The sequence below is a fragment of the Klebsiella sp. BIGb0132 genome, assembly GCF_024810075.1.
Classification (GTDB): domain Bacteria; phylum Pseudomonadota; class Gammaproteobacteria; order Enterobacterales; family Enterobacteriaceae; genus Klebsiella; species Klebsiella terrigena.
Genome location: NZ_JANUDW010000017.1, coordinates 19,266 through 44,300 on the forward strand (window position 1 = coordinate 19,266; position 25,035 = coordinate 44,300).

The window sequence follows — 25,035 nt, forward strand, 5'->3', positions numbered from 1 at the left end:
TCTTACTGCGTGACGATGGCATCGGTGAACACTTTTGCAATCTCCTCTGGCGTCATTTTAACGATTTCGTTAACGCGATCGCTATCGGCCAGTAAGGCGAACAAGGATTGAATGATTGCCACCTTTTCGCAAGTTTTGTCGATTGCCATCATCACCACTATCTGCGGAACTACGGCCTCCTCGGGCTCATCGGTACGCTGGAACTCGACGCCCGCGAGGTTGATGCCGATGGCAAAACCGGTGCGGTTGACGTGCTCAAACTCGGTATGCGGGATGGCGACGCTATGGGTCTCCATAAAAATCCCCGTCGGATAGACCTTTTCCCGCTCCAGCACCCCTTCGCTAAAGCTCGGCTTGACCAGGCCGTCCGCCTGCAGGCCTGCCGCCAGGCGGGTCAGGAGGTCAGTCCGGCTGACGGCCTCGGTGAACTTCACCACCCGCTGTGCGCTAAACATCATTTGCCCACCTCCGCATTTGCTTCAGCTAACTGCTCGTTTTCCTGCGCCAGCTTGCGCCGGTTCCACAGCACCAGGGCGAGGGTGCACAGGGTTAAAATGCCGACCCCAATCTCTTTGAGATGGAAGCTTTGAATGATGGCCCACGGCAGCATGGCTCCGGCGTAGTCGACGCTGCTGATGCTGGTGGTGCCCTGCGGCAGGGAGAAGCCGGTGCTCACCGCCGTGCTGGTGACAATCGGCGCCAGGTTGGTGCCTATCAGCAGCGCCAGGCTGAGCGTCAGCAGGCCGGTAAGCAGCGTGCGGAACATATCCCCCCGGCATACCGCAGTAACCAGCACAAAGGCAAACGGCAGGCCGGTTAACGAGGCGAAGGGCAGGAACTGGTTGCCCGGAATAATCGCCGCCAGAACCAGCATAATGGGGATCATCAGCATCGACACCGACAGCGTCACCGGATGGCCAACGCTAACCGCCGAGTCGAGGCCGATGGCAATTTTACCGAACGATCCGGCGCGCGACTGGGCAATCTCCTGAATACGCTCGCTGATCGGGTACACCCCTTCCATCAGCATTTTGGCCATGCGCGGAATAATAGTCATCACCGCCGCCATGGTAATTGCCGTTTGTAATATGGCCTTCACTTCGATACCGGCAATAATACCCAGCAGGGCCCCGATAATTGCGCCAAGCGACGCCGGATCGCCGAGAATAGAGAGCCTTTTCTGAATCACTTCGGTATCAATTTTAATATCGCGAATCACCGGGATACGATCGACAATCGCATTCACCAGCCATGCCGCCGGAACAAATGAGGCGGAGAAACCGTGCGGCACGGAAATAGACGGCAGGTTCAGGTATTTCTCAACATCGCCGCTGGTGCGATCGGCAATAACCATCGTGATAATACAGTTAATCGCCGCCGCAAAAATACCCAGCCAGAGGCTATCGGTAATAATGGTGACCAGCGAACCGGTAAACGCGTGGTGCCACAGGTTCCAGATATCGACGTTCAGCACCCGGGTAGTTTTGCTGTACAGCATCAGCACGTTAATGGCCACGCACACCGGAATGACCAGCGCGCCAACCCGCGTCCCCATTGCCACCGCCGCCGCTGCGGGCCAGCCGACGTCCAGCACGGTGAGGTTCAGGCCGAAGCGCTCCACCAGCGCGTGGCTGACCGGCGTCAGGGAGTCGATCATCAGGTTAACGGTAATGCTTAATCCGATAAAACCAATCCCGACCATTAAGCCGGCTTTCAGGGCTTTGCTGAGCGACAGGCGTAATATCAGTCCGAGGATCATAAATATCAGCGGCATCATCACCGAGGCGCCCAGGCCCACGATATAATCAACAATAAACATGGCTTAACCCTCGGCGAGAATTAATTCTTTCACGCTGCTGAAAACTTTATCGGTGCCCATGCCGGTCAACAGCGGCAGAGCGTTAATAACCGGAACGGAAAGCGCAACCGGTGAAGTCGAAACGATAAAATCAACGTCATCGCGCGTTTTCGCTTCCGCCACGGTGCCCTGGGAAATACGCACCTTAGCGAGAAGATTTTCTTTTTTCAGGAAATCCTGCAGCTTATTTAAGGCAACGGTACTGGTTGCTACGCCAGCGCCACAACAAATCATCATGTGTTTCATGAGTATTCCTCTCCATTTTGGTTGAGAGGATTAAATCACGATGGCGGGTTAAGAATTGTGATCAGTGTGTAATTTTACACACAGAGTACACACAGAACGCCGTTAAACAAATAACGCATTGATAATAAATAATATTTAGTTATTCGGCTTGTTACCCCTTCACGCCGGCGGCCTGGATATAGCGCTGGGGCGAAACGCCCAGCTTTTTACGAAACATGGCGATAAAGGCGCTGGCGCTGGCGTAGCCCAGCTCGTGTGCCAGGGTGCTCACCGCCACCCCGCGGGCAAGATTACACACCGCCTCCAGCAGGCGGATCTGCTGGCGCCATTCGGAAAAGCTCAGCTGCGTCTCCTCACGAAACAGCCGCGCCAGGGTCCGCTCGCTGGCCCCCACCTTTTGCCCCCACCAGGCGAGAGTCGCCGCGTGATCGAGCTCGCGACAGAGCGTATCGCACACCTGGCGCACCCGGCGGTCGCTGGGCAGCGTCACGTGGCACAGGAGGCTGGTGGGCAGGCGCGCCAGCTCGTCGCTCAGCAGGGCGTAAACCAGCGCCTGCCGCTCCGCCGTCAGCCCCTCTTCAAGACCGGCGGCGATAAGCGCGTGCAGCAGCGGCGTAGCGGACAGGCCGCGCCAGCGGTCGCCGAACCGTCGGGACGCCGGGGGCGTTAAGTAGATATTTTGCGTGACCACGTGGTCAACCGCCTGCAGCCCGTGCGGCAGGCCGCCGGGCAGCCAGACGGCGCGCCCCGGCGACAGCAGCCAGATATGCTGGGGGGTAACAATTTTCGCCACGCCGCGCAGGGCGTAGATCAGCTGCCCCTGTTCATGCTGATGAACCGGCTCTTCGCTGCCCGGGGTGTACTTCAGCTGGCGCAGCCCTTCGATCGCGTGCTGGGTTGTCATCTTCACCTGCCCTTTGTCTGATTCTCACCATTTGTGCGTACTGCTGCGTTTAGAGACAACTTTTGTCCGAATGGCGACATCCCGGTGACCAATGGCGCTATTCTGCCACGGACGGGCTTCTCTTTTATAGTTGAATAATTATCATTTCCATCCAATTCTAAAAACAGTCGGAAATGCTATGAGACAACCTGGCAAGTTTTTCAGGGATAAACCGTTGAAAGTACTGGTATGTACAATCATCGCAGGATACAGCGGGCAGGCCTTTACTGCGGATAACGGGCAGGATAACACAAAAGAACAGACGATGGTGGTCACCGCCGCTCCCGACGCCCAGGGGCAGGATGACGAAAGCAATATCGTCACCCATAGCGCGACGGCGGCCAGCAAATCCAGCCAGCTGATTAGCCGCACCGCGCAGAGTATTGCGGTCGTCACCCAGGCGCAAATTGAAGCCCAGGCGGCGAAAACGATCCCGGAAGCGCTGCGCTACGTCTCCGGCGTCTCGTCGGAAAGCTCCGGACCGGATACCCGTTTCGACACCATTATCGTGCGAGGATTTGAGGCCGACGAGTATCTCGACGGCCTGCGCCTGCCGCGCGAAGCCTGGTGGAGCCGGCCGGCGTGGGACCCATTCCTGCTGTCGCGCATTGAGGTCGTCAAGGGCCCGGCTTCGGTGCTCTACGGCCAGGCTAACCCCGGCGGGATCGTCAACATGGTCAGCAAGACCCCGCAGGCCGAGCCCGGCGGCGAGGTGTACGTCACCACCGGTAACCACAGCCAGTTTGGTACCGGCTTCGACGCGACCGGCCCGCTGAACGATGATAAAACCCTGCTGGGCCGCGTTGCGGGCACCTTTTTCGATACCGAAACCCAGGTCGATCACACCCGCTATCAGCACTATGCCATTGCTCCGTCGCTAACCTGGCAGCCGAGCGACCGCACCAGCCTGACGCTGCTGGCGCAGCTGCGCAAGGACCCGGACAGCGGCTTCTACAACCAGATGCCGGTCTCCGGCACGCTGACGCATAACCCGAACGGTCAGATCTCCTCCAGCTTCTACGGCGGTCAGCCCGGCTTCGATAAGTACGAGCGCAAGCAGGGCAGCATCGGCTACCAGTTCCGCCACGACTTTAACGATACGGTCACCTTCCGCCAGAACCTGCGCTATATCAGCAGCACCGGCGACTACCTGATGGTCTATCCGTGGGGCGTGCACGCCGACGCGCCGCTGATCGACCGCTATTCGATGAACCTGAAGGAGACGATGGTCAACTTCGCGGTGGATAACCAGGCGGAGTTCCATCTGCAAACCGGCCCGCTGAAGCACACCCTGCTGGCCGGCATTGACCGCATGCACAGCTCGGTGCGCAGCCAGTCCGGCTACGGCGACGCCAGCCCGATCAACTATCTCGATCCGGACTACAGCACCCCGGTGGAAAAGCCGCCGTTCGACAGCAGCACCCACTCGACGATGGATCAGACCGGCCTCTATTTGCAGGATCAGCTGGAGTGGGATCGCTGGATCCTCAACCTCGCCGGGCGCTACGACGCGGCGAAAACCAAAAGCACCGACCTGCTTACCGACGCCCGCAGCGAGCGTAACGACTACGCCACCACCGGACGCGCCGGGCTGCTCTACCACTTCGATAACGGCCTCGCGCCCTACGTCAGCTACTCCACGTCGTTCGTGCCGAGCAGCAGCAGCGATTTCTACGGCCGCGCCTTTAAGCCCACCGAAGGTAAGCAGTCGGAGATTGGCCTGAAGTACGATCCGGTCGGCCTCGACGCCCTGTTTACCCTCGCGCTGTTTAACCTGCGCGAAACCAACGTCGCCACTCCGGACCCCGATCACGCCAACTACAGCGTGCAAACCGGCGAGATCCGCTCCCGGGGGATCGAGCTGGACGGGAAGATCAACATCACCCCTGCCTGGTCGGTGCTGGCCTCCTGGGCCTTAACCGATCCGCAGGTGATCAGCGCCAACGACGGCAGCGAAGGCAAGCATCCGGTGGGGATTGCCCGCAACAGCGCTAAGCTGTGGACGCAGTATGCGCTCAGCGGCCCGCTGGACGGCTTCTCCATCGGCGGCGGCGTGCGCTACGTCGGCAGCAGCTACGCCACCACCGATAACAGCCTGAAGGTCCCGGCCGCCACGGTGTACGATGCGCGGCTGGGCTACCAGTGGCGCGAGTGGGGCGTGGCGCTTAACGCCGCCAACCTGACCAACAAAACCTATCTCGCCTCCTGCCAGGATAACGGCTGCGAATATGCGATGAAACGTCAGCTGGTCGCCACCCTGAACTACAAGTGGTAACCATGCTTTCACGACGCAGGTTGTTAACTGCTGCCCTGCTGGCCCCCGCCCTGTCGTGGGCCAGCGGTACGCCTGCCCCGCGGCGGCTGGCGGTGCTCGACTGGGGGCTGGCGGAGACGATCCTCGCCCTCGGCGTGACGCCGGCCGGCGTCTCGGCGCCGGCGTGGTATCGCAAGCTGATCCCCACCCCGGCCCTGCCGCAGACGGTGCAGGACCTGGGGCTGCTGTTTCAACCCAATCTGGAAACGCTCTACGCGTTGCAGCCGGACGCCATTTTGATTACCCCCCAGCACGCCCTGCTCAAGCCGGCGCTGGAAAAAATCGCCCCGCTCCTGACTTTTCCCGCCCACGGGCTGAGCGCGTTTATCGACTCCACGCGCCGGCTCGGCGCCACGCTGCAGCGCCAGGCGCAGGCACAGAGCCTGCTCGCCCGCCTGCATCAGCAAATCGCCCGCGCCCGCGGCTACGCGCAAACCCTGCGCCAGCCGGTGATATTCGCTACCCCGGTCGACGCCCTGCACCTGCAGCTCTATACCGGCGGCAGCCTGCCGGGCGACGTGCTGGCGGCCTGCGGCATGCGCAACGGCTGGCCCGACGGCGGCGGCGCGGAGGGCAGCGTGCTGATGGAGCTAACCCGCATCGCCACCCTCGACGCGCGGCTGATCCTGCTGGTGGCCGAAGATCGGCGCGACGCGGTGGCCCGCTGGCGGCAAAGCCCGCTCTGGCAGCGGCTGCCGCTGACCTCGCGCTACCCGATCGGGCTGATCGAGCAGCCCATCAGCGACGCCGGATCCCTGATTACCGCCGGGCGCTTTGCCGATATTTTCAGCCAGCTGATGGCGGGGTGGCGCGATGCCTGAATCCTTTTCCCGACGTCTGTCGTGGGGCGTTATCGCCGCGCTGTGGCTGATTTCCCTGCTGCTGGCGGCCAGCGACGTGCAGCATCAGGGCGGATTTCATGCGCTATTCAGCGCGCAAAACGCGCAGCCGACGGCGATTATCCTGCACGGCATGTGGCTCCCGCGTCAGGGAATGGCCATCGTCAGCGGCGCAACGCTCGGGCTGTGCGGCTGGCTGATGCAGCGCGCGCTGCGCAATCCGCTGGCGGAGCCGATGACCCTCGGCCTGACCTCGGGCGCGACTCTGGCGATGGGGCTGGCGTCGCTGTGGCTGCCGGCGCTGACCGGCGGGCCGCGAATGGCGGTGATTATCGGCGGCGAGCTGGCGGCGCTGCTGCTGGTGCTGCTCCTGAGCTGGCGCCAGCGCCTCTCCCCGCTGGTGATGATTCAGGCCGGCATGATGATCAACCTCTGGTGCGGCGCGCTGACGATGCTGATCGCGATCGTCAACGACCGCTTTCTGCTGACCGTCCTGATGTGGGGTGGCGGCTCGCTGGCGCAGGAAGATGGTCATCTGCTGCTGGCGCTGCTGCCGTGGCTGGCGCTCTGCGCGCTCCTGCTGGCCCTGCTGCTGCGCCCGCTGGAGCTGCTGCAGCTGCCGGAAACGATGGTCAGCGGCCTCGGCGCCTCGCCGCTGCGCATTCGCGGCGCCGCGGTCGCGCTGGCGCTGGTGATGAGCGCGCTGATTATCAACGCCGTCGGGGTGATTGGCTTTCTTGGCCTCGCCGCGCCGCACCTTGCGCGCTTTGGCGGCGCCCGCACCTCGCGCCAGCTGATGCTGCACAGCGCGCTGACCGGCGCCGGCCTGCTGTGGTTTACCGACCTCTGCGTATCAAAGGTCTCGCTGTTCAACGGCCAGCTGCTGCCGGTGGGGATGCTGACCGCGCTAACCGGCGGGCCGCTGCTGATCCTGCTGGCGCGCCACGCCCGCCAGCACGGGATTGATACCTCCCCGCCGCCGCTGGTCCCGGCGCAGCCCGCCGGCCGCTGGATCCCGTGGGCGGCGGCCCTGGCCCTGGCGGCGGTCGTGATTTCGCTGTTCCTCGGCCACGGGATAAGCCACTGGCACTGGGCAACCCGCGGCGAGCTGGCGCAGCTGCTGCCGCTGCGGATCCCCCGGCTGCTGGCAGCCATCAGCGCCGGCGCCCTGCTGGCCGCCGCCGGAGTCCTGATGCAGCGGGTCAGCGGCAACCCGCTGGCCAGCCCGGAAGTGCTGGGCATCGGCGGCGGCGCGGCGATGGGGGTGACGGCCTATATTCTGCTGTTCCCCACTCAGGGCAGCGCTTTTCTGCTGCTCAGCAGCCTCGCCGGGGCGCTGATCAGCCTGCTGCTGACGATGTGGAACAGCCGCCGCAGCGCCTTTAATCCGCAGCGGGTGCTGCTCAACGGCCTGGCGCTGAACGCCCTTTGTCAGGCGGCGGTGAGCATCGTGATGCTCAACAATCTTGCCGCCAGCGCGGTGCTGCTGCCGCTGATGACCGGCAGCACCTACTACATCAGCGCCCCGCTGGCGCAGGTGCTGTTTATCGCCACCCTGCTCCTGCTGGCGCTGGCGCCGCTGTTTCGCCGCTGGCTGGTGCTGCTGCCACTGGGCGGCGTCGCCGGTTCGCTGGGCGTTTCCCTGCCCCGCGCCCGCCTTGGCGTGCTGGCGCTGGCGGCGGTGATGACCGGACTGGCGACCCTGCTGGTCGGCCCGGTGTCGTTTATTGGCCTGCTGGGGCCGCATCTGGCGCGCCGGCTCGGCGTCAGGGGGCCGCTGGCGCAGCTGTACGCCGCGGCGCTGCTGTCGGCGGTCATTATGACGGTCGCCGACTGGCTGGGGCGCAACGCGCTCTATCCGCGCCAGCTGCCGGTTGGGCTGGTGGCATCGCTTATCGGCGTTCCGCTGCTGGTCTGGCCGCTGATCCGCCCCGGGGCCCATCGTTAATTCGCATAACGCATTGTGAGTAATGAATAAGGAATTTCACATGTCGGTGTTGTTGGTTTTGTTTCGAATGGTCGGCGGCTGGCTGCTGCTGGCGGTGGTCGCCGGGCTGATTAGCGGCTTTAGCAACGCCTCGCTGCTGGCGATGATTAACCACAGCCTGACGCTGCCGCAGACCGACCGCTGGCTCGGGCCCGGCGTCCAGTTTGCGCTGCTGGCGCTGCTGATGCTGGCCACCCGCGTCATCTCGCAGACCACCTTTATGTACCTCGGCCAGAAGGTGAAGGCCCGCCTGCGCGGCGAGCTGACCCGCCAGGTCAGCGAAACCCGCTGGCTGCAGCTGGAGAAGTCCGGGATGAGCAAAACGATATCGGTGCTCACCCAGGACCTCGACACCCTGGTGGTGTTTTTCGTCAGCCTGCCCAACCTGTTCATCTACGGCGCGGTGATCGCCGGCTGCCTGATTTATCTCGCCACCCTCTCCGTCAGCGTTCTCGGGCTGGCGCTGGCGGCCATCGCCCTCGGCAGCCTCGGCTACCGCGCCGCGCACGGCCGGGCGATGGGGCTGCTGCGCCAGTCGCGGCTGCGGGAGGATACCCTGATTCAGCAGTGCAAAAAGCTGTTCGACGGCGGACGCGAATATCGGCTTAACGCCGACCGCCGCCGCCGCTTCGTCGCCGGCGAGCTGGCCGATAACATCGAGGCCGTGCGCCAGCAGCGCACCCGCGGCTACGTGCTGTACGGGCTCGCCACCAGCTGGGGCAGCATTTTGTTCTTCGCCTTTATCGGCCTGGTGCTGTTCGGCCTGCGCGACCTGCTGACGCTGGAGCCCGCGACCATCACCGGCTACGTGATGATATTTCTGTATATGATTGTGCCGGTGGAGGGCGTGCTGTCGTCGCTGCCGACCCTCGCCAGCGCCAGGGTCGCGCTGCAGCGGGTGCAGCAGCTGCGCGAGGATCTGCCGCCGGAGCAGCCGCAGCGCCCCCTGCCCGCGGAGCCTTTTCGCTCCCTGGCGCTGGAAGCCATTCGCTATCAATACCGGGGGGAAGATGGGGAAAGCTTCACCCTCGGCCCGCTCGATATACGCTTCTCCCCGGGCGAGCTGGTGTTTATAGTCGGCGGCAACGGCAGCGGTAAAACCACCCTCGCCAACCTGCTGGTGGGGCTCTATCCGCCGGACAGCGGCGCGATCGTGCTCAACGGCCGCGCCCTTGCCGGCGATCGGCAGGAGGGCTACCGCCAGCTGTTTTCGGCGGTATTTAACGACTTTTTCCTCTTCGACGACGTGGCGTTTGTCCACGAGCGCACGGCGGAGCAGGTTAACCATCTGCTGCGGCTCCTGAAGCTGCAGCACAAGGTTCGTTTTGCCGAGGGACGCTTCTCAACCACCGCCCTGTCGCAGGGACAGCGCAAGCGGCTGGCGCTGCTGCAGGCGTGGCTTGAGGAGCGCCCGCTGTACCTGTTCGACGAGTGGGCGGCCGATCAGGACCCGGAGTTTAAGGCGGTGTTTTATCTTGAGCTCCTGCCGATGCTGAAGGCCGAGGGCAAAACCATCGTCGCCATCACCCACGACGATCGCTACTTCCACCTCGCGGACCGCATTATCAAGCTGGAGTCGGGGCGCATCGTCCAGGCCGCCCCGCTTTAGCGCTGGCGCCTGGCGCGCGCGCCGAACAGCAGCGCCGCCAGCGCCGCCATCACCGGCACCAGCGAGCCCCAGAGCACGGCGTTCCAGCCGAAGAGGTTCATCAGCGCGCCGGAGGCGAAGGCCCCCACCATCATCACGCCGAAGACGATAAAGTCGTTCAGCGACTGCACCTGGGTTTTCTCTTCCGGGCGGTGGAAATCCATAATCTGCGTCGAGGCGCCGGTGAAGCCGAAGTTCCAGCCGATGCCCAGCAGGATAAGCGATACCCAGTAGTGCATCACCTCGGTGCCGGCCAGCCCAACCAGCACCGACAGCGCGAGAAGCGCCAGCCCCGCCGCGTTAATGCGCCCGGCGCCGAAGCGGGCGATAAGCCTGCCGGTAAAAAAGCCGGGACCGTACATCGCCACCACGTGCCACTGAATGCCAAGGTTCGACGCCTGCTGAGAAATACCGTGCAGATGCATAGAGAGCGGCGCGGCGGTCATCAGGAAGTTCATCACCATATAGGCCACCGCCCCGCTGAATACCGTGCGGGCAAAACCCGGCTGGCGTACGATCTCCCCGAGCGGACGGCCGCCGCTCTTCGCCTGGGCTACCGGCTCCGCGGACTTGACCCCCAGCAGCACCAGCGCCGAAACCGCCGCCACCGCGCCCTGGGCAAGAAAGGTCATGGCGAAGGTATGCGCCGGCCACAGGTTCATCGTCCCGGTCACCAGCATCGGGCCAATCACCCCGGCGGCCACGCCGCCGCCCATCACCAGCGACAGCGCCCGGGCGCGGCGCTCGACGCCGACGCCGTCGGTGGCGGCAAAGCGAAACGAGACCGCCACCGCCGCGTAGGCGCCGCCCAAAAATGCCGCCACGCAGAAGAGCCAGAAGGAGCCGATCACCACCGCCAGAGCGGCCAGCAGGCCGGTCAGAACCCCGGCGCCGGTGCCCAGCATAAATACCGCCTGGCGCCCGCGTTTTCTGGCAAGAAGGCCAAAGGGTAAAATGCAGGCCGCCATCCCGAGGACGAAAATGGCGATCGGCAGCGTGGCAAGGGCGCGATCCGGGGCAATGGCGTTGCCGACAATCGCCCCTGTGGCGTAAAAGACCACCGAGTTGGCCCCCGCCAGCGCCTGGGCGGTCGCCAGGCGGATGATATTGTTGTTCTGTTGCCTGACGGGCAGGGTTATCTCAGCGTTCATCAATTCTCGTTATCCGGTTTCGCTGCGCGCCTGCGCGGCGTGTGAACAGCCACTTTACCCGGCAACGAGACAATCGCCAGCGCCTATTCGTGAATTTTCCACTTCTGCTTGAGCACATTTTTATCCTGGCTATCCAGCCAGCGGTTGACCTTCTCCAGCAGCGGCTGATTATCCTTGTTCATCATGTAGACCTTAAAGCTGGCGGTTCCCGGGAAGGGCTGCTCGTTGGCGACGCAAAAGACCCCGGGCTCTTTGTTCTGGTAATAGATGCCCTCAATCAGGTCGGTCACCATCATGTCGGCGGTTTTCTGCCGCAGCGCTTCAAGGTTATCGACGTTGTTTTTCACCCGGATAATCTGCGCATGCTTAATATGCGCATCGACGTAGCTTTGGTTGGTGCCGCCGGGATTGACGATCACCTTCACGTTCGGCCGATCGATTTTTTCAAGGCTCCCCAGCGCCGGCGCAGCCATGCAGCTGGCGAGGGCAATTTTGCCGTTGGCCACCACCGGATGGCTGAGGGCGAAATCTTTCGCCCGCTCCGGCGTTTCGGTGACGCCGCCCATGGCGATATCAAACTTATCAGCCTGCAGATCGCCCGACAGCGTCGGCCAGCTAGTCTGCACGAACGTCACCTTAAGCCCCAGCTTCTCGCCGAGATCCTTTGCCATATCAACGTCATAGCCGAGCAGCTCGCCGACGCCGTTATGAAACGCCAGCGGGGCGTAATCTCCCGGCACGCCGACCTTCAGCTCGCCGCTGTGCTGAATTGTTTGCATATCACGTGCCAGGCTGCTGCAGGCAATGCTCGCCAGCGCCAGGGCAATACAAACCTTAACCTTCATACCATCATCCTTATTAATTAGTCAGTTATGTTAATTGTGCGCGCCCGATGCCCGCCGTTTTTCTCTTTTCGGTCGCGGGCATTAATGACAACTTTGTTAACCATATGTTTTATTTTTGTGATGCACAACCAGGAAACGTTGCACCTTCTTTGTGCATGTTTTGGCGAAAATCTACGCTCATAGTTCGCCTGCCTCCAGCCTTTTCCCCGTCATACCGCAAACGACGGTGTTGCGTAATAGATGGCATGCATCGTGCTTTGTTATCTGAGTAACAACGCAATGATTTATGAGAACCCAATATCACCGGGGGGTAAGGATGAACGAGAGTAGCGACGAGCTGTTTCGCACCATTGAGGCGACCTTCAGCCAGCTGACGCCTAGCGAGAAGCGCATCGGCAGCTGGCTGCTGAGCCATCGTCAGCATATCCCCTTTGAGACCGCAGACAGCATTGCTCAGGCAACCGGCACCAGCGGGATCACCGTCGGACGCTATCTGCGCAAGCTGGGCTACCGCAACCTCGATGATGTTAAAAACAGCCTGAAGGATCGCGCGCCGGTGCCCTATAGACACTGGGGCGTCATCGATCGCCTCGACTCCTGGGCGCAGCAGCAGGCGCAGCCCGACCGCGCCAGCCTGTCGCTGCAGATGGAGCTCGACGCTATCCGCTACGTCTACCAGCTGGCGCAGGAGGAGACCTTCGCCCGCATCAGCGAGCGGATTGCGCGAGCCGACGCGGTGATTGTGATCGGCATCCAGTCCACGCGCGGTCTTGCCAACGCCTTTTTTAGCCACCTCGAATATCTGCGTCCGCGGGTGACCTACGCCGACGGCAGCTCCGGCAGCTGGCTGGAGGCGCTGAACTCTGAATATGAGCATCCCTACGTGGTGATCACCGATACCCGCGCCTACTCCAGCACCGCCAGGCAGTTCTGCCGGGTGGCCGCCGAGCGGCGCATCGCCACCGCGCTGGTCACCGATATCTGGTGCCCGTGGGCCCGCGACTATCCCCTCGATCTGCTGCAGGTTAAAACCGATACCGGCCACTTTTGGGATTCGCTCGCACCGATCGGCTGCCTTTTCAACCTGCTGCTCTCGGCGGTGGTCGAGCGGCTCGGCCCGTCGCTGTCGCAGCGCCTGGCCGAGAACCGGGCGCTGCAGCAGGAGTTTGGTCAATTTGAACGTGAATAAGCGCCTGCTCGCCAGGCTTCAGGACAGGAAATAACAGATGAATCAGCAAGTCACCCTGGTCGATATCCGCGCGCGGTTTCCGGCGCTGGCTATCGATCTCAAGTACGCCAGCGCCGATAACATTACCGGCCAGCCCATCTATGCCGAAGCCCGCTGCCTGCTGCACCCGGACGCGGCGGCGGCGCTGGAGAAGTCTCTGCGCATCGCCCGGCTGGCAGGCCTGCATCTGCAGGTTCTTGATGCCTATCGTCCGCAGCAGGCTCAGCTGCTGCTGTGGAACGCCTGTCCGAACCAGGACTATGTGGTGCCGATTGCGCTGGGCTCGAACCACAGCCGCGGCACCGCTATCGACGTGACGCTGCTCGATGAAAGCGGCCAGCCGCTGGATATGGGCACCGCCTTCGATGAGATGGACGATCTCTCTCACCCTTACCACCCGGCGGTTTCTGCCGCCGCTCAGCGTCATCGCCTGCTGCTGAACGCCGTGATGTTTGGCGGCGGCTTTAAGGGTATTTCCACGGAATGGTGGCACTTCGAACTACCGGACGCGGCCGGTTATCCGCTCCTTGATGATGTTTTTGCCTGCCTGGCTCCCGCCAAGACTGACGGAGTAATTCCATGAAAATGATGCGTACCCCCTTAACCGGTTTTCGTCCGCTGCTGCTGGCCGTCGCGCTGGCCGCCGCCGTCGCGCCGGCCTATGCCGCGGTCCCCAAAGATATGCTGGTGATCGGTAAAGCCGCCGACCCGCAGACCCTCGATCCGGCCGTGACTATCGATAACAACGACTGGACGGTCACCTACCCGGCCTATCAGCGGCTGGTGAAATATAAAACCGATGACGGGAAAGGTTCGACGGACGTCGAGGGCGAGCTGGCGGAGAGCTGGCAGGTCTCCGATGACGGTAAAACCTGGACCTTTACGCTGCACAAAAGCATGCAGTTTGCCGACGGCTCGCCGGTGACAGCCGAGGCGGTCAAGCTCTCGTTCGAACGCCTGATGCGCATTAAGCAAGGTCCTTCGGAAGCCTTCCCGAGCGGGTTGAAAATTGATGCCGTCGATCCCACCACGGTCCGCTTCACCCTGCCGGAGCCATTCGCCCCGTTCCTGCACACCCTCGCCAACGACGGCGCGTCGATCGTCAACCCGGCGGTGCTGAAGGCCAACGCCGCCGACGACGCCCGCGGCTGGCTGGCGGAGCACACCGCCGGCTCCGGCGCCTATATGCTGCAGCGCTGGCAGAAAGGCCAGCAGCTGGTGCTGGTGCCCAACCCGCACTACGCCGGCATTAAGCCGGTCTTTAAGCGCGTCACGGTGAAGATTATCGGCGAAAGCTCCGCCCGCCGCCTGCAGCTGACCAAGGGCGATCTGGATATTGCCGACGCGCTGCCGGTAGACCAGTTCGCGGCGCTGAAAAAAGAGAATAACGTCGCGGTGTATGACTATCCGGCGCTGCGCGTCACCTACCTGTACCTCAACAACGGCAAGGCGCCGATGAATCAGGTCGATCTCCGCCGCGCCGTCTCCTGGGCCACCGACTATAAAGGGATGGTCAACGGCATTCTCGGCGGCAACGGCAAGCAGATGCGCGGCCCGATCCCAGACGGCATGTGGGGCTATGACGCCAGCGCCATGCAGTACTCCCTCGATATGGACAAAGCCAAAGCCGCGCTGGAAAAAGTGGCGGATAAGCCGAAAACCCTGTCGTTCCTCTACTCCGATAATGACCCTAACTGGGAGCCTATCGCCCTCTCCACCCAGGCGAACCTGCAGGCGCTGGGTATCCCGGTGAAGCTCGAAAAGCTGGCTAACGCCACCATGCGCGAGCGGATTGGCAAAGGGGATTACGACATCGCCATCGGTAACTGGAGCCCGGATTTCGCCGACCCCTATATGTTCATGAACTACTGGTTTGAGTCGGATAAGAAAGGGCTGCCGGGCAACCGTTCATTCTACGAGAACCCGCAGGTTGACGCCCTGCTCAAGAAGGCGGTCTCCACCGCCGATCAGGCGCAGCGAACCGCGGATTATCAGGCGGCGCAGAAAACGGTTATCGATGAGGCCGCCTACGTCTATCTGTTCCAGAAGAACTATCAGGTGGCGATGAACAAAGAGGTCAAAGGCTTCGTCTTTAATCCGATGCTCGAGCAGATCTTCAATATTGCCGAGATGCACAAATAGCGGGCCGCACCTTAACCTTGTGATGCCGGGCAGCCATCGGCCCGGCAGAGGACGCCATGATGAGTTTCTGGGGTTTACTACGACAACGCAGCTGGGGACTGATCCTCGTCGTCGCCGGCGTATGCGCAATCACCTTTATTATTTCGCACCTCATTCCCGGCGACCCGGCGCGGCTGCTGGCGGGCGATCGCGCGAGCGATGAGATCGTGCGCCATATCCGCCAGCAGCTGGGGCTGGATCTCCCCCTCTGGCAGCAGTTTTTACACTACGTCAACGCCCTGCTGCACGGCGATCTCGGCACCTCTATCCGTACCGGGCGCCCGGTGCTGGAGGATCTGAAAACCTTCTTCCCCGCGACGCTGGAGCTGGCGATATGCGCGCTATTTATCGCGCTGGTGGTCGGCATTCCGCTCGGCGTGCTCTCGGCGGTGTACCGCAACCGCTGGACCGATCATCTGGTGCGCCTGATGGCGCTGACCGGTATTTCTACCCCGGCGTTCTGGCTGGGGCTGGGGGTGATCGTTCTGTTCTACGGCAAGCTGAACTGGCTGCCGGGCAGCGGACGTCTTGACGACTGGTTTGATCCGCCGACCCACGTGACCGGTTTCTACCTGATCGACTCGCTGCTGGAGGGCAACCTCGAGGTGTTCTTTAACGCCCTTCAGCACCTGATACTGCCGGCCACCACCCTGGCCTTCGTCCACCTGGGGATCGTCGCCCGGCAGATTCGCTCGGCGATGCTGGAGCAGCTCAGCGAAGATTATATCCGCACCGCGCTGGCCAGCGGCCTGCCGAAGTGGACCATCGTGATGCGCTACGCCCTGCCCAACGCGCTGATCCCCTCGGTCACCGTGCTCGGCCTCGCGCTGGGGGACCTGCTGTACGGCGCGGTGCTGACCGAAACCGTCTTCGCCTGGCCCGGGATGGGCGCCTACGTGGTCTCCTCCATTCAGGCGCTCGATTTCCCGGCGGTAATGGGGTTCGCCGTGGTGGTGTCGTTTGCCTACGTGCTGGTCAACCTGCTCGTTGACCTGCTCTATTTGTGGATAGACCCGCGTATGGGTCGGGGAGAAAGCTAAGTGATGATGACCCAGGAAAGCCCCGCCGTCGGCGTGAAAATTAGCCGCAGCCACGCGTGGAAACGCCGCCTGTGGCTGGTACGTAAAAGCCCGCTGACGCTGATCGGCGGCGGCATTATGCTGATCATGCTGTTCCTGATGATCTTCTCCCCGTGGCTGGTGCCGCACGATCCTAACGCCATCGATCTCACCGCCCGCCTGCAGGCGCCGTCGGCGATCCACTGGTTTGGCACCGACGAAGTGGGTCGGGATCTGTTTAGCCGGGTGCTGATCGGCAGCCAGCAGTCGATCGCCGCCGGGCTGGCGGTGGTGCTGATCGCCGGGATCGGCGGCTCGCTGCTGGGCTGCCTCTCCGGCGTGCTTGGCGGACGCAGCGACGCGCTGATCATGCGGCTGATGGATATCATGCTGTCGATCCCCTCGCTGGTGCTGACGATGGCGCTGGCCGCCGCGTTAGGCCCGAGCCTGTTCAACGCCATGCTGGCGATCGCCATCGTGCGGATCCCCTTTTACGTGCGCCTCGCCCGCGGGCAGACGCTGGTGGTGCGCCAGCACAGCTTCGTGGAGGCCTCCGTCACCTTCGGCGCCTCCCGCTGGCACCTGATCAGCTGGCATATCCTGCGCAATGCGCTGCCGCCGCTGGTGGTGCAGGCTTCGCTCGATATCGGCAGCGCCATTCTGATGGCGGCAACGCTGGGCTTTATCGGCCTCGGCGCCCAGCAGCCGACCGCCGAATGGGGGGCGATGGTGGCCAACGGCCGCAACTATGTTCTCGACCAGTGGTGGTACTGCGCCTTCCCCGGCGCCGCCATCCTGATCACCGCCGTCGGTTTTAATCTGTTTGGTGACGGGATTCAGGACTTACTGGATCCGAAGTCCGGAGGACGCAGCTAATGAATAATCGGGTTTTAACTATCGATAACGTCCGCTTAAGCTTCCCCGTCTATCAGGGCGCGGTGCACGTCCTGAACGCCGTTTCCCTGCATATCGACCGCGGCGAAATCGTTGGCGTGGTGGGCGAGTCGGGTTCGGGGAAATCCGTTACCGCAATGCTGGCGATGCGCCTGCTGCCGCCGGAGAGCTATCAGATCCACAGCGGTCAGGTGACTCTGATGGGCAACGATATCCTCGGCGCAACGGAAAAAGAGATGCGCGCTATTCGCGGCCGCAGGGTGGCGATGATTTTCCAGGAGCCGATGACCGCCCTGAACCCGACGCGGCGGATTGGCAAACAGATGGTGGACGTTATCCGCCAGCACCGTCCGCTCTCCGCCCGCGAGGCGCGCGCCAGGGCGGCGGCGCTGCTGGCGGATATGCAGATCGCCGACCCGCAGCGGGTGATGGAGCGCTACCCGTTTGAGCTCTCCGGCGGAATGCGCCAGCGGGTGATGATCGCCATCGCCTTCTCCTGCGAGCCTGACCTGCTGATTGCCGATGAGCCCACCACCGCCCTGGACGTGACCGTCCAGCGCCAGGTTCTGCGCCTGCTAAAACAGAAGGCGCAGGCCACGGGAACCGCGGTGCTGTTTATCAGCCACGATATGGCGGTCGTTTCCCAGGTTTGCGATCGGCTGTACGTGATGTACGCCGGGGCGGTTATCGAAAGCGGTTCCACCCCGCAGGTGCTGCATCATCCGCTACATCCCTACTCCGTTGGCCTGCTGAACAGCGCTCCGGATAACGGCGAGCCGCGATCGCCGCTGCAATCGATTCCCGGCACGGTGCCCAACCTCGCGCGCCTGCCGGGGGGCTGCGCCTTTCGCGAACGCTGCTTCGCCGCCGGCGAGGGCTGCGGGACGGTCCCGCTGCTGCGACCGATAGAAGACACCGAACAGCAGGCGGCCTGCTGGTATCCGCAACGGGAGAACGCCCATGTCTGACAGATTATTAACGCTGAGCGATGTTCATCTTAACTTTCCGGCGCGCAAGAACTGGCGCGGCAAGGTCGTCGAGCGCGTCTATGCGCTAAACGGCCTCGATATGACGGCCTATCGCGGCGAAACCCTGGGTATCGTTGGCGAATCCGGCTGCGGCAAAAGCACCCTCGCCAGGCTGCTGATGGGCATGCTCAAACCCTCTTCCGGCCGCTTCGATCGCGGTGGGGACTCCGCGGCCGGGGGCGACGCCGGAAGAATGCAGATGGTCTTTCAGGACCCGCTCTCCTCGCTGGATCCGCGCCTGCCCGTCTGGCGGACCATCACCGAGCCGGTGTGGATCCAGTCCCGGCCCGGAGAGAAGGCGCGGCGCGCGCTCGCCGAGCGGCTGGCGCTGCAGGTTGGGCTGCGGCCGGAGTATCTCGACCGCCTGCCGCACGCCTTTTCCGGCGGCCAGCGCCAGCGCATTGCGATTGCCCGCGCGCTGTCGGCGAAGCCGGATATTATCGTGCTGGATGAGCCCACCTCGGCGCTGGATATTTCGGTGCAGGCGCAGATCCTCAATCTGCTGGTTGAGCTGCAAAAACAGCAGAACCTGACCTTCGTGCTGATCTCGCATAACGTCTCGGTGGTGCGTCATATGAGCGACCGCGTGGCGGTGATGTATCTCGGGCAAATCGTCGAGATGGGCGAAGCGCGCCGGGTCCTCGACGCGCCGTCTCATCCCTATACCCGTCTGCTGATGGATTCGGTGCCGCGAATTGGCGCGCCGCTGGGCGACGCCCCGCGCAACACCGAGCTGCCCGGCAACCGGCATCTGCCGGAAGGCTGTTATTTTCGCGAGCGCTGCCCCTTCGCCAGCGCCGGCTGTGAGCAACCGCAGCCCCTGCGCCCGCTGGCCAACGGCAGCGCCGCCCGCTGCTGGAAGGCGGAAAGCCTTGCCGTCACGGCGGTAATGAGCTGAACGCGGATATCGCCCGCAGATCGCAGCGGTGCTTATCGCCGCATCGATGATGCCGCATTCTTTCACAGCGCTGGTTTCCCGGTGAAAGGATGCGGTTTATCTATAATAACCACCACAATATAAACAGCGTGAATAATAAATAAGATACATCCTCGCCTGTATCTTTATTTATTTCTCTGCCCGCACGAAGTCTTCCTGCCATAAGGCACAAAACACCACAACGCCCATTGAGATTATTCTTACAATCACGCTCATCATCCTATTTACAACGCCGGATGAAAATCGCCATACTCTTTACCAGCCAGGATGTATAAGGATATACATTATGATCGTTATTATTACAGCCAACAGTTACTTCGCCAGCGGAATTACCTCCCTTGTGGCACAATCCGCTGCATCAGCGTATTCCGATGCCACCGCCGTTGCGGTTTTCCCTGACCTCGGCGCCACCGCGGAGGACTACCTGCATTCGGCCAAAACGATCGTTATTGATTACAGTTATCCCAACATTCAGCATCTTGCATCCCTGCTTGCGCAAAAGAATAAATATATTACCGGGGATATTATTTTTGTCGTCAAAGAGGATTTACTTCTCGATCCCCTTGAGAACATTGTTATTAACGCTCTCTCAAGCCTGGTATTGGAGTATGCCAGTGCCACGCAGCGCCTGCGCGCTTATTTCAGGCATACTTACCCGCATACCGTCAGCCATACGTTTAAACAAACCATTAGGTCCGTCGATCGCAATATTCATTTAAAGCTGAGTCGTCAGGAGGATACGCTGCTGCCCTATATTATCTGTGGGCTTAACAATAAAAGAATCGCTCAGGCAACCGATATCAGCAATATGACAATCAGCCACTACCGACGAAATATTTATCAAAAACTCAAGGTCAGAAATATTACCGGGCTGTATAACTATCTGCACTCTTTATAACTGAAATAAACAACGCAGCATCAGCATAAAAAAATAGCGTACCGGCAGCGCTGCCCCCGGCTATCGCTAACAACCGTTCTTCACGCATGTCGATATAACATAAGGAATTGTATATGAAAATGAAATCTCTGTGCCTCGCAATGGCGCTGATTGGCGCGACCTGCCAGTACGTTAACGCGGCCGACGGCACGCTGAAGTTCAAAGGCGAAGTGGTTAACTCCAGCTGCACGGTAAACGGCATGAATAACCAGGAGCTTGACGTCGCGATGGGGAAAATTCCTCTCAGCAAGCTGACCCAGGATTTCAAGGGGCCGGAAGTGGGGGTCACCATTACCATTACCGGCTGCGAGGAGGGGGATTATTACCTGGTGCTTGACGGTACCTCAGCCACGGAAGCCAACAAAGTTAACGTCCTGGCCTTAGATGATGCCGACGCCCCAGGCACCGCACAGAATGTCGGCATCATTCTGACCGACCGTAATGATAACGCGGTCACCCTGGATCAGCCGCTCAATAAAGATAATGACCCGGTAGTCCACGTTACCTCGGCTAACGGCGGCGGTACCTTTTACCTGAAAGCGTCATATTACGCCTGGGGTCAGGCCGCAAACATTAAGTCCGGCGTCGCTGACGCCACCGCGAGATTTACCGTTATTCAGCAATAATATTCACCGGCCAGGGACGGCATATTTAAAAGGGAACACGATGAAAATTCTGCTGCCAGTACTATTCGCCACCTTTGTATTTCAGGCCCAGGGTGCTATTCAGGTGGAAGCTTCGCGAGTCATCTACTCCGGAAAAGAGCGTTCGGCAAGCCTGAAAATAAATAACCCCAGCAGCAGGAACTATATCGTCCAGACCTGGCTGGATAACGGAACAGAGAGCCCCAACGGGAGTCGTCCAATTATCGTCACGCCGCCGCTGGTCAAACTGCGCCCCGAGCAGTCGGCGCTGCTGAGATTTATTTATTCAGGTAGCGGACTGCCGACCGACCGCGAGACCCTGTACTGGGTCAACGTTCAGGAAGTTCCCCCGAGCGCAGCCGGGGAGAACGTCCTGCAAATCGCAATCCGCACCCGGCTAAAGCTTTTTTACCGACCGCAGGAGATAAAAACCACGCTGGCTGATGAAGTGCAAAAAATGCAGTGGACGTCCTCCGCAACGACCCTGACCTTTAACAATAACGGCCCGCTGCATATTACTCTCAGCAAAATGGAGCTGGCGGATAATAAAGGAAAAACGGTGCCGCTTAACGGCATCATGCTCTCCCCGTATAGCCACCAGTCGCTCACGCTACCCGCCGGCGCGCACCTTAAGAGCATGAAATATATTAATGACCACGGCGCTTCAATAGCTATTCCGGTTAAGCGTTAAAACGTCTCGCTCACTTTAAGGATGATAGAGTGATGGATATAGTGAAATTACGCTATCTGTTTAGCGCCCTCCTGATGACCATCACCGCCGCCGCTGAGAGTGCCGAACGTTATAATGCCCGCTTTCTTAACGGAATAGATCAGAATGCGCTGCGTGATTTTGCCGCCAGCGAAAGCGACGTCCTGCCGGGACGCTATTACGTTAATATTTACATTAACGAAAAGCTCGTCGACAGCAGAGAGATAACCTTCTCGGCGGACGCGATAAATGGCCGCCTGGCGCCCTGTATCAGCGCCGAGGAATATATTCACTACGGCGTAAAAATTAATGATGATAGCCAACGCTGCTATCCGCTCGTCGACAACCTGACGCAGGCTCGGCTGGAGGTCGATATCGCCAGCCACCGCCTGGCAATCACCCTCCCGCAGCAGTTTGTCCTCACCCGCCCCTATGATTACGTGTCGCCAGCGCTGTTTGATGACGGAATTAACGCCGCTTTTATTAACTATAACTATACCCACGATGAGACTCACGGCGATTGGGGAAGCGATAGATATCAGTACCTGTCGCTAAACAGCGGGCTCAATCTTGGCGCCTGGCGCCTGCGCAACAGCGCCTACTGGAATAAAACCAGCGACCAGACCGATCGCTGGAAAAGTCTTTCCAGCACCCTCGAAACCAGCATTATTGCGTGGCGCAGCCGCCTGGAAATCGGCCAGACCAGCACCGACGCGAACGTCTTTGACAGCATCCAGTTTCGCGGCGCGCAGCTCGGCAGCGATAGCGAAATGCTGCCCGGCAGCCAGACCGGCTACGCGCCGGTCATCAGAGGCGTAGCCAATAGCAATGCCCGGGTCGAAGTCCGCCAGAACAAGTACGTCATCTTCTCCGAGAACGTTCCGCCGGGGCCCTTTGAGATTAGCGATATCAGCGCCGTCAATCGCAGCGGCGACTTCACCGTCACGGTTATCGAAGCGGACGGTAGCCACAATACCTTTACCGTCGCCTATACCACGCTGCCAAAGCTGGTGCGCTCCGGGATGTGGAACTATCAGATCTCCGCCGGCCGCTATCACGACGGCGTAGACGGCTACGCCCCGGACTTTATGCAAAGCACCCTCTCCTTTGGGCTCAACAACGCTTTTACGCTGTACGGCGGCGGGCTGGCGGCGGAAAACTATCGCGCGGGCGCTGCGGGCGTCGGTATCAATATGGGGAACGCGGGCGCAGTTTCGGCGGACTATACCTTCGCCTCTACGCAGCTGGCGGACGGCCACCGCCGGGACGGGGGGAGCATCCGTTTTCTGTATGCCAAATCCTTTCTCGCCACCAGCACCGATTTCCAGGTTGCGGGCTACCGCTACTCAACCGCCGGTTACTACAGCTTTTCCGATGCCGTTATCGAAAGACGCAGATGGCACGATGGTAGCTATACGAACTATCGCTGGCCTGCCGACGATGACCCCTACCGGTGGCAAAACGACCGCCCCGACACCTACTACAGCACGTCGCTGTATAACAAAAAGAATCGTCTGGATATCTCGGCCAGCCAGAAAATCGGTAAGCACAGCTCGTTCTATCTTAACTTCAGCCAGCAAAAGTACTGGAACAGCGCCAGCAGCGATCTCTCCCTGCAGAGCGGGTTTAGCTCCAGCATCGGCAAAATAAATTACGGTATCTATTACCAAAACAGCCGTAATCACTACACCCGGAATGACAACAGCCTCAACCTCAGGCTCTCCGTGCCGTTTAATTTCGCCGATAGCAACAGCATCACCGCCTCGATGAGCCTCAGCCATAGCAAATCCGCGGGGACGACCGAGCAGGCCGGGCTCAACGGTTCACTCCTCGACGACGGCCGCCTGAGCTACGCCTTATCCACCGCCTATGACCAGGCGACAAAATCAACCAACAGCGCCAGCCTGGGCTATCAGGGACAGTATGGCAATGTTTACGCCGGCTACGCCTATAACAACGCCAGCAGGCAGGTCAGCGCCAACCTGGCCGGCGGCATGGTTGCCCATCGCGGCGGCATTACCCTCAGCCAGCCGCTGGGCACTACCTTTAGCCTGGTAGAGGCCAGGGGCGCAGAGGGCGTGGGCATCAGCAACCAGACCGGCGTCAAAATTAATCGCTACGGCTACGCGGTGGTCCCGCAAACCCTGCCCTGGCGGCCAAACTCCGTTGAGCTCAATACCCAGGACTTCGATGAATGGCTCGACGTCCCGAACGCCGTCAGCAGCACGGTTCCGACCCGCGGGGCGATCGCCCTCGTGAAGTTTGAGGCCTACCGCGGCCAGAGCGTGCTGATCCACAGTTCGCGAGCCAATGGCGACTATCCGCCGCCAGGAGCGCTGCTCTATACCGCCGACGGGCGTAACAACGGGCTGGTCGGCCCCGGCGGAGAGATGTTTGTCTCTGGCGTCAATCCGGGCGATATCCTGCGGGTTAAGTGGGGCGAACTGCCGGAGGAGAGCTGCACCATCACGCTGCCGGCGGCCGGGCCCGATGAGCCGACCACGATCGCCTATCGCGAATTAACCTTAGTCTGCGCAGATAACCTACCGAGGCCATAATGCAGCATTTCATCCGCCATCTACTTTTCATCTTCGCGGCCGCAGTCCTGGGCCTGAGCGCGCTCCCCGCGCGGGCGCTTACCTGCGCCACGACAACCTCGACCATCAGCGAAACCGTTGATATCGGCAATATTATTAAGGTGTCGAGCAGCGAGCTGATCGCGGGGCAAAAAATATGGGTCTCGCCGACGATAAGCGCCCGCTTTACCTGCAGCGATACCGACAAGCACCCGAAGGGCGAGAGCGCCTATTTTTGGCTGGATCCGGACAACAAGGCCGGCACCCTGCCCGCCTTTATCAAAATTGGTATCACCTATAACGGCGCCGACTATTTGCTGCAAAACGGGCAAAAGGTTGAAATCGGTCCGGCGACAATTTGCCAGGGAGACTGCACGGAGACGGCGATCCCGGTGACCTTCGATTTGAACTATCAGGTTTATATCATCGCGACGGGCAGCGCGATAACCAACGGCGGCGTTATCGCCAAAGATCTTAAGCTCTCGCTATTCCAGGTGGATGGCGAAGGGGGGTTACGCAATGGCAGGGTCGGGGATAACTATAACCTGTTGATTACCGGCCTTAACCAGATTAACGCTATGGCCTGCGTGCCGACGGTGGCCATCTCCCCAAGCGAAATAGATTTTGGCACGCTTTCCGCCGGCAACGCCCGACCGGGCCAGATAGAGAGAGTCAGATCCTTTAGCGTGACCTATGGCCTGAGCCAGAAGGGTTCAGGTATCGCCTGCGGTACGGAAGACCTGTTTGCCACCTTCAGCTCGGTGAACAAAATTCAGGATGCGGCGATCGTTCTTCCCGAAAGCGACAGCGGTTTTGGCATTATCTTGTCCAAAAGCACCACTATGACGCCGCGCATTGAAATGAACGCCCCGGAAAAAATCCCGATAAAAGTCGGCGTCCCTCTAACCCAGCCCTACTTCGTCGGGGTGCTGTGGACCACTACCGCCCCCAAAACAGGCGCATTTTCGGCGACGGCCACCATTACCGTCACCTTTCAGTAGCCGGGCGCACG

At 61.0% G+C, this 25,035-nt stretch carries 22 protein-coding genes; 16 read left to right on the plus strand and 6 right to left on the minus strand.

Annotation, left to right across the window (positions count from 1 at the left end; all coding sequences use genetic code 11):
• Window positions 1-2: 2 nt before the first annotated feature.
• The 4 genes from M2416_RS25715 to M2416_RS25730 form a co-directional block, all read right to left on the minus strand.
• Window positions 3-458: a PTS sugar transporter subunit IIA gene (locus tag M2416_RS25715; protein WP_045857791.1), complete on the minus strand. Its 456-nt coding sequence runs from the start codon at window positions 456-458 to the stop codon at window positions 3-5.
• The gene (locus tag M2416_RS25720) at window positions 455-1,819 is read right to left on the minus strand and encodes a PTS galactitol transporter subunit IIC (RefSeq protein ID WP_076946097.1); all 1,365 of its coding nucleotides are present in this window, start codon (window positions 1,817-1,819) and stop codon (window positions 455-457) included. The genes M2416_RS25715 and M2416_RS25720 overlap by 4 nt, the downstream gene beginning before the upstream one ends.
• 3 nt (window positions 1,820-1,822) lie before the next feature.
• Window positions 1,823-2,104, minus strand: coding sequence for a PTS sugar transporter subunit IIB (locus M2416_RS25725; RefSeq protein WP_076946096.1), 282 nt, complete (start codon window positions 2,102-2,104; stop codon window positions 1,823-1,825).
• A 151-nt stretch (window positions 2,105-2,255) separates the two neighbouring features.
• Entirely contained in the window at window positions 2,256-3,008 is a 753-nt protein-coding gene (locus M2416_RS25730) for an AraC family transcriptional regulator (protein WP_076946095.1), read from the minus strand.
• Between the two features lie 214 nt (window positions 3,009-3,222).
• Here M2416_RS25730 and M2416_RS25735 point away from each other — a divergent pair, with 214 nt between their 5' ends.
• From M2416_RS25735 to M2416_RS25750, 4 genes are read left to right on the plus strand one after another with little or no spacing between them, the layout of a single operon-like run.
• Complete coding sequence (locus M2416_RS25735; RefSeq protein ID WP_254846089.1) at window positions 3,223-5,322, plus strand: TonB-dependent siderophore receptor; 2,100 nt, start codon at window positions 3,223-3,225, stop codon at window positions 5,320-5,322.
• Between the two features lie 2 nt (window positions 5,323-5,324).
• Complete coding sequence (locus M2416_RS25740) at window positions 5,325-6,182, plus strand: iron-siderophore ABC transporter substrate-binding protein (RefSeq protein WP_259227498.1); 858 nt, start codon at window positions 5,325-5,327, stop codon at window positions 6,180-6,182.
• Window positions 6,175-8,148, plus strand: coding sequence for a Fe(3+)-hydroxamate ABC transporter permease FhuB (gene fhuB, locus M2416_RS25745; RefSeq protein WP_259227499.1), 1,974 nt, complete (start codon window positions 6,175-6,177; stop codon window positions 8,146-8,148). The genes M2416_RS25740 and fhuB overlap by 8 nt, the downstream gene beginning before the upstream one ends.
• Before the next feature lie 40 nt (window positions 8,149-8,188).
• Window positions 8,189-9,796: a cyclic peptide export ABC transporter gene (locus M2416_RS25750; protein WP_259227500.1), complete on the plus strand. Its 1,608-nt coding sequence runs from the start codon at window positions 8,189-8,191 to the stop codon at window positions 9,794-9,796.
• Here the strand turns inward: M2416_RS25750 and M2416_RS25755 are convergent.
• Complete coding sequence (locus M2416_RS25755) at window positions 9,793-10,986, minus strand: MFS transporter (protein WP_259227501.1); 1,194 nt, start codon at window positions 10,984-10,986, stop codon at window positions 9,793-9,795. The genes M2416_RS25750 and M2416_RS25755 overlap by 4 nt on opposite strands.
• An 83-nt stretch (window positions 10,987-11,069) precedes the next feature.
• A complete protein-coding gene (locus tag M2416_RS25760; protein ID WP_259227502.1) occupies window positions 11,070-11,831 on the minus strand; it encodes a transporter substrate-binding domain-containing protein in 762 nt (253 codons plus the stop codon).
• Between the two features lie 316 nt (window positions 11,832-12,147).
• Between M2416_RS25760 and M2416_RS25765 the strand changes: the two genes are divergently transcribed.
• The 12 genes from M2416_RS25765 (at window position 12,148) to M2416_RS25820 (ending at window position 25,024) form a co-directional block, all read left to right on the plus strand.
• The gene (locus tag M2416_RS25765) at window positions 12,148-13,020 is read left to right on the plus strand and encodes a MurR/RpiR family transcriptional regulator (protein WP_041146824.1); all 873 of its coding nucleotides are present in this window, start codon (window positions 12,148-12,150) and stop codon (window positions 13,018-13,020) included.
• Between the two features lie 37 nt (window positions 13,021-13,057).
• The gene (ddpX, locus tag M2416_RS25770; RefSeq protein WP_259227503.1) at window positions 13,058-13,642 is read left to right on the plus strand and encodes a D-alanyl-D-alanine dipeptidase; all 585 of its coding nucleotides are present in this window, start codon (window positions 13,058-13,060) and stop codon (window positions 13,640-13,642) included.
• Between the two features lie 5 nt (window positions 13,643-13,647).
• On the plus strand, window positions 13,648-15,201 hold the full coding sequence (locus tag M2416_RS25775; RefSeq protein ID WP_259227526.1) for an ABC transporter substrate-binding protein: 1,554 nt from the start codon (window positions 13,648-13,650) through the stop codon (window positions 15,199-15,201).
• 59 nt (window positions 15,202-15,260) lie between these two features.
• A complete protein-coding gene (locus M2416_RS25780) occupies window positions 15,261-16,280 on the plus strand; it encodes an ABC transporter permease (RefSeq protein WP_045857765.1) in 1,020 nt (339 codons plus the stop codon).
• Window positions 16,281-17,174, plus strand: coding sequence for a D,D-dipeptide ABC transporter permease (gene ddpC / locus M2416_RS25785; RefSeq protein WP_123708519.1), 894 nt, complete (start codon window positions 16,281-16,283; stop codon window positions 17,172-17,174). It begins immediately after the preceding gene.
• On the plus strand, window positions 17,174-18,160 hold the full coding sequence (locus M2416_RS25790) for an ABC transporter ATP-binding protein (RefSeq protein ID WP_259227504.1): 987 nt from the start codon (window positions 17,174-17,176) through the stop codon (window positions 18,158-18,160). The genes ddpC and M2416_RS25790 overlap by 1 nt, the downstream gene beginning before the upstream one ends.
• Complete coding sequence (locus M2416_RS25795; RefSeq protein WP_259227505.1) at window positions 18,153-19,118, plus strand: ABC transporter ATP-binding protein; 966 nt, start codon at window positions 18,153-18,155, stop codon at window positions 19,116-19,118. The genes M2416_RS25790 and M2416_RS25795 overlap by 8 nt, the downstream gene beginning before the upstream one ends.
• A gap of 325 nt (window positions 19,119-19,443) precedes the next feature.
• Window positions 19,444-20,055: a helix-turn-helix domain-containing protein gene (locus M2416_RS25800; RefSeq protein WP_259227506.1), complete on the plus strand. Its 612-nt coding sequence runs from the start codon at window positions 19,444-19,446 to the stop codon at window positions 20,053-20,055.
• A 113-nt stretch (window positions 20,056-20,168) separates the two neighbouring features.
• Window positions 20,169-20,720 (plus strand): fimbrial protein, encoded by a 552-nt coding sequence (locus M2416_RS25805; RefSeq protein WP_259227507.1) that lies wholly within the window; start codon window positions 20,169-20,171, stop codon window positions 20,718-20,720.
• A gap of 40 nt (window positions 20,721-20,760) precedes the next feature.
• Window positions 20,761-21,429, plus strand: coding sequence for a fimbrial biogenesis chaperone (locus M2416_RS25810; protein ID WP_076946082.1), 669 nt, complete (start codon window positions 20,761-20,763; stop codon window positions 21,427-21,429).
• Between the two features lie 32 nt (window positions 21,430-21,461).
• A complete protein-coding gene (locus M2416_RS25815; protein ID WP_259227527.1) occupies window positions 21,462-24,005 on the plus strand; it encodes a fimbria/pilus outer membrane usher protein in 2,544 nt (847 codons plus the stop codon).
• The gene (locus tag M2416_RS25820; protein ID WP_259227510.1) at window positions 24,005-25,024 is read left to right on the plus strand and encodes a fimbrial protein; all 1,020 of its coding nucleotides are present in this window, start codon (window positions 24,005-24,007) and stop codon (window positions 25,022-25,024) included. The genes M2416_RS25815 and M2416_RS25820 overlap by 1 nt, the downstream gene beginning before the upstream one ends.
• Window positions 25,025-25,035: the final 11 nt, after the last annotated feature.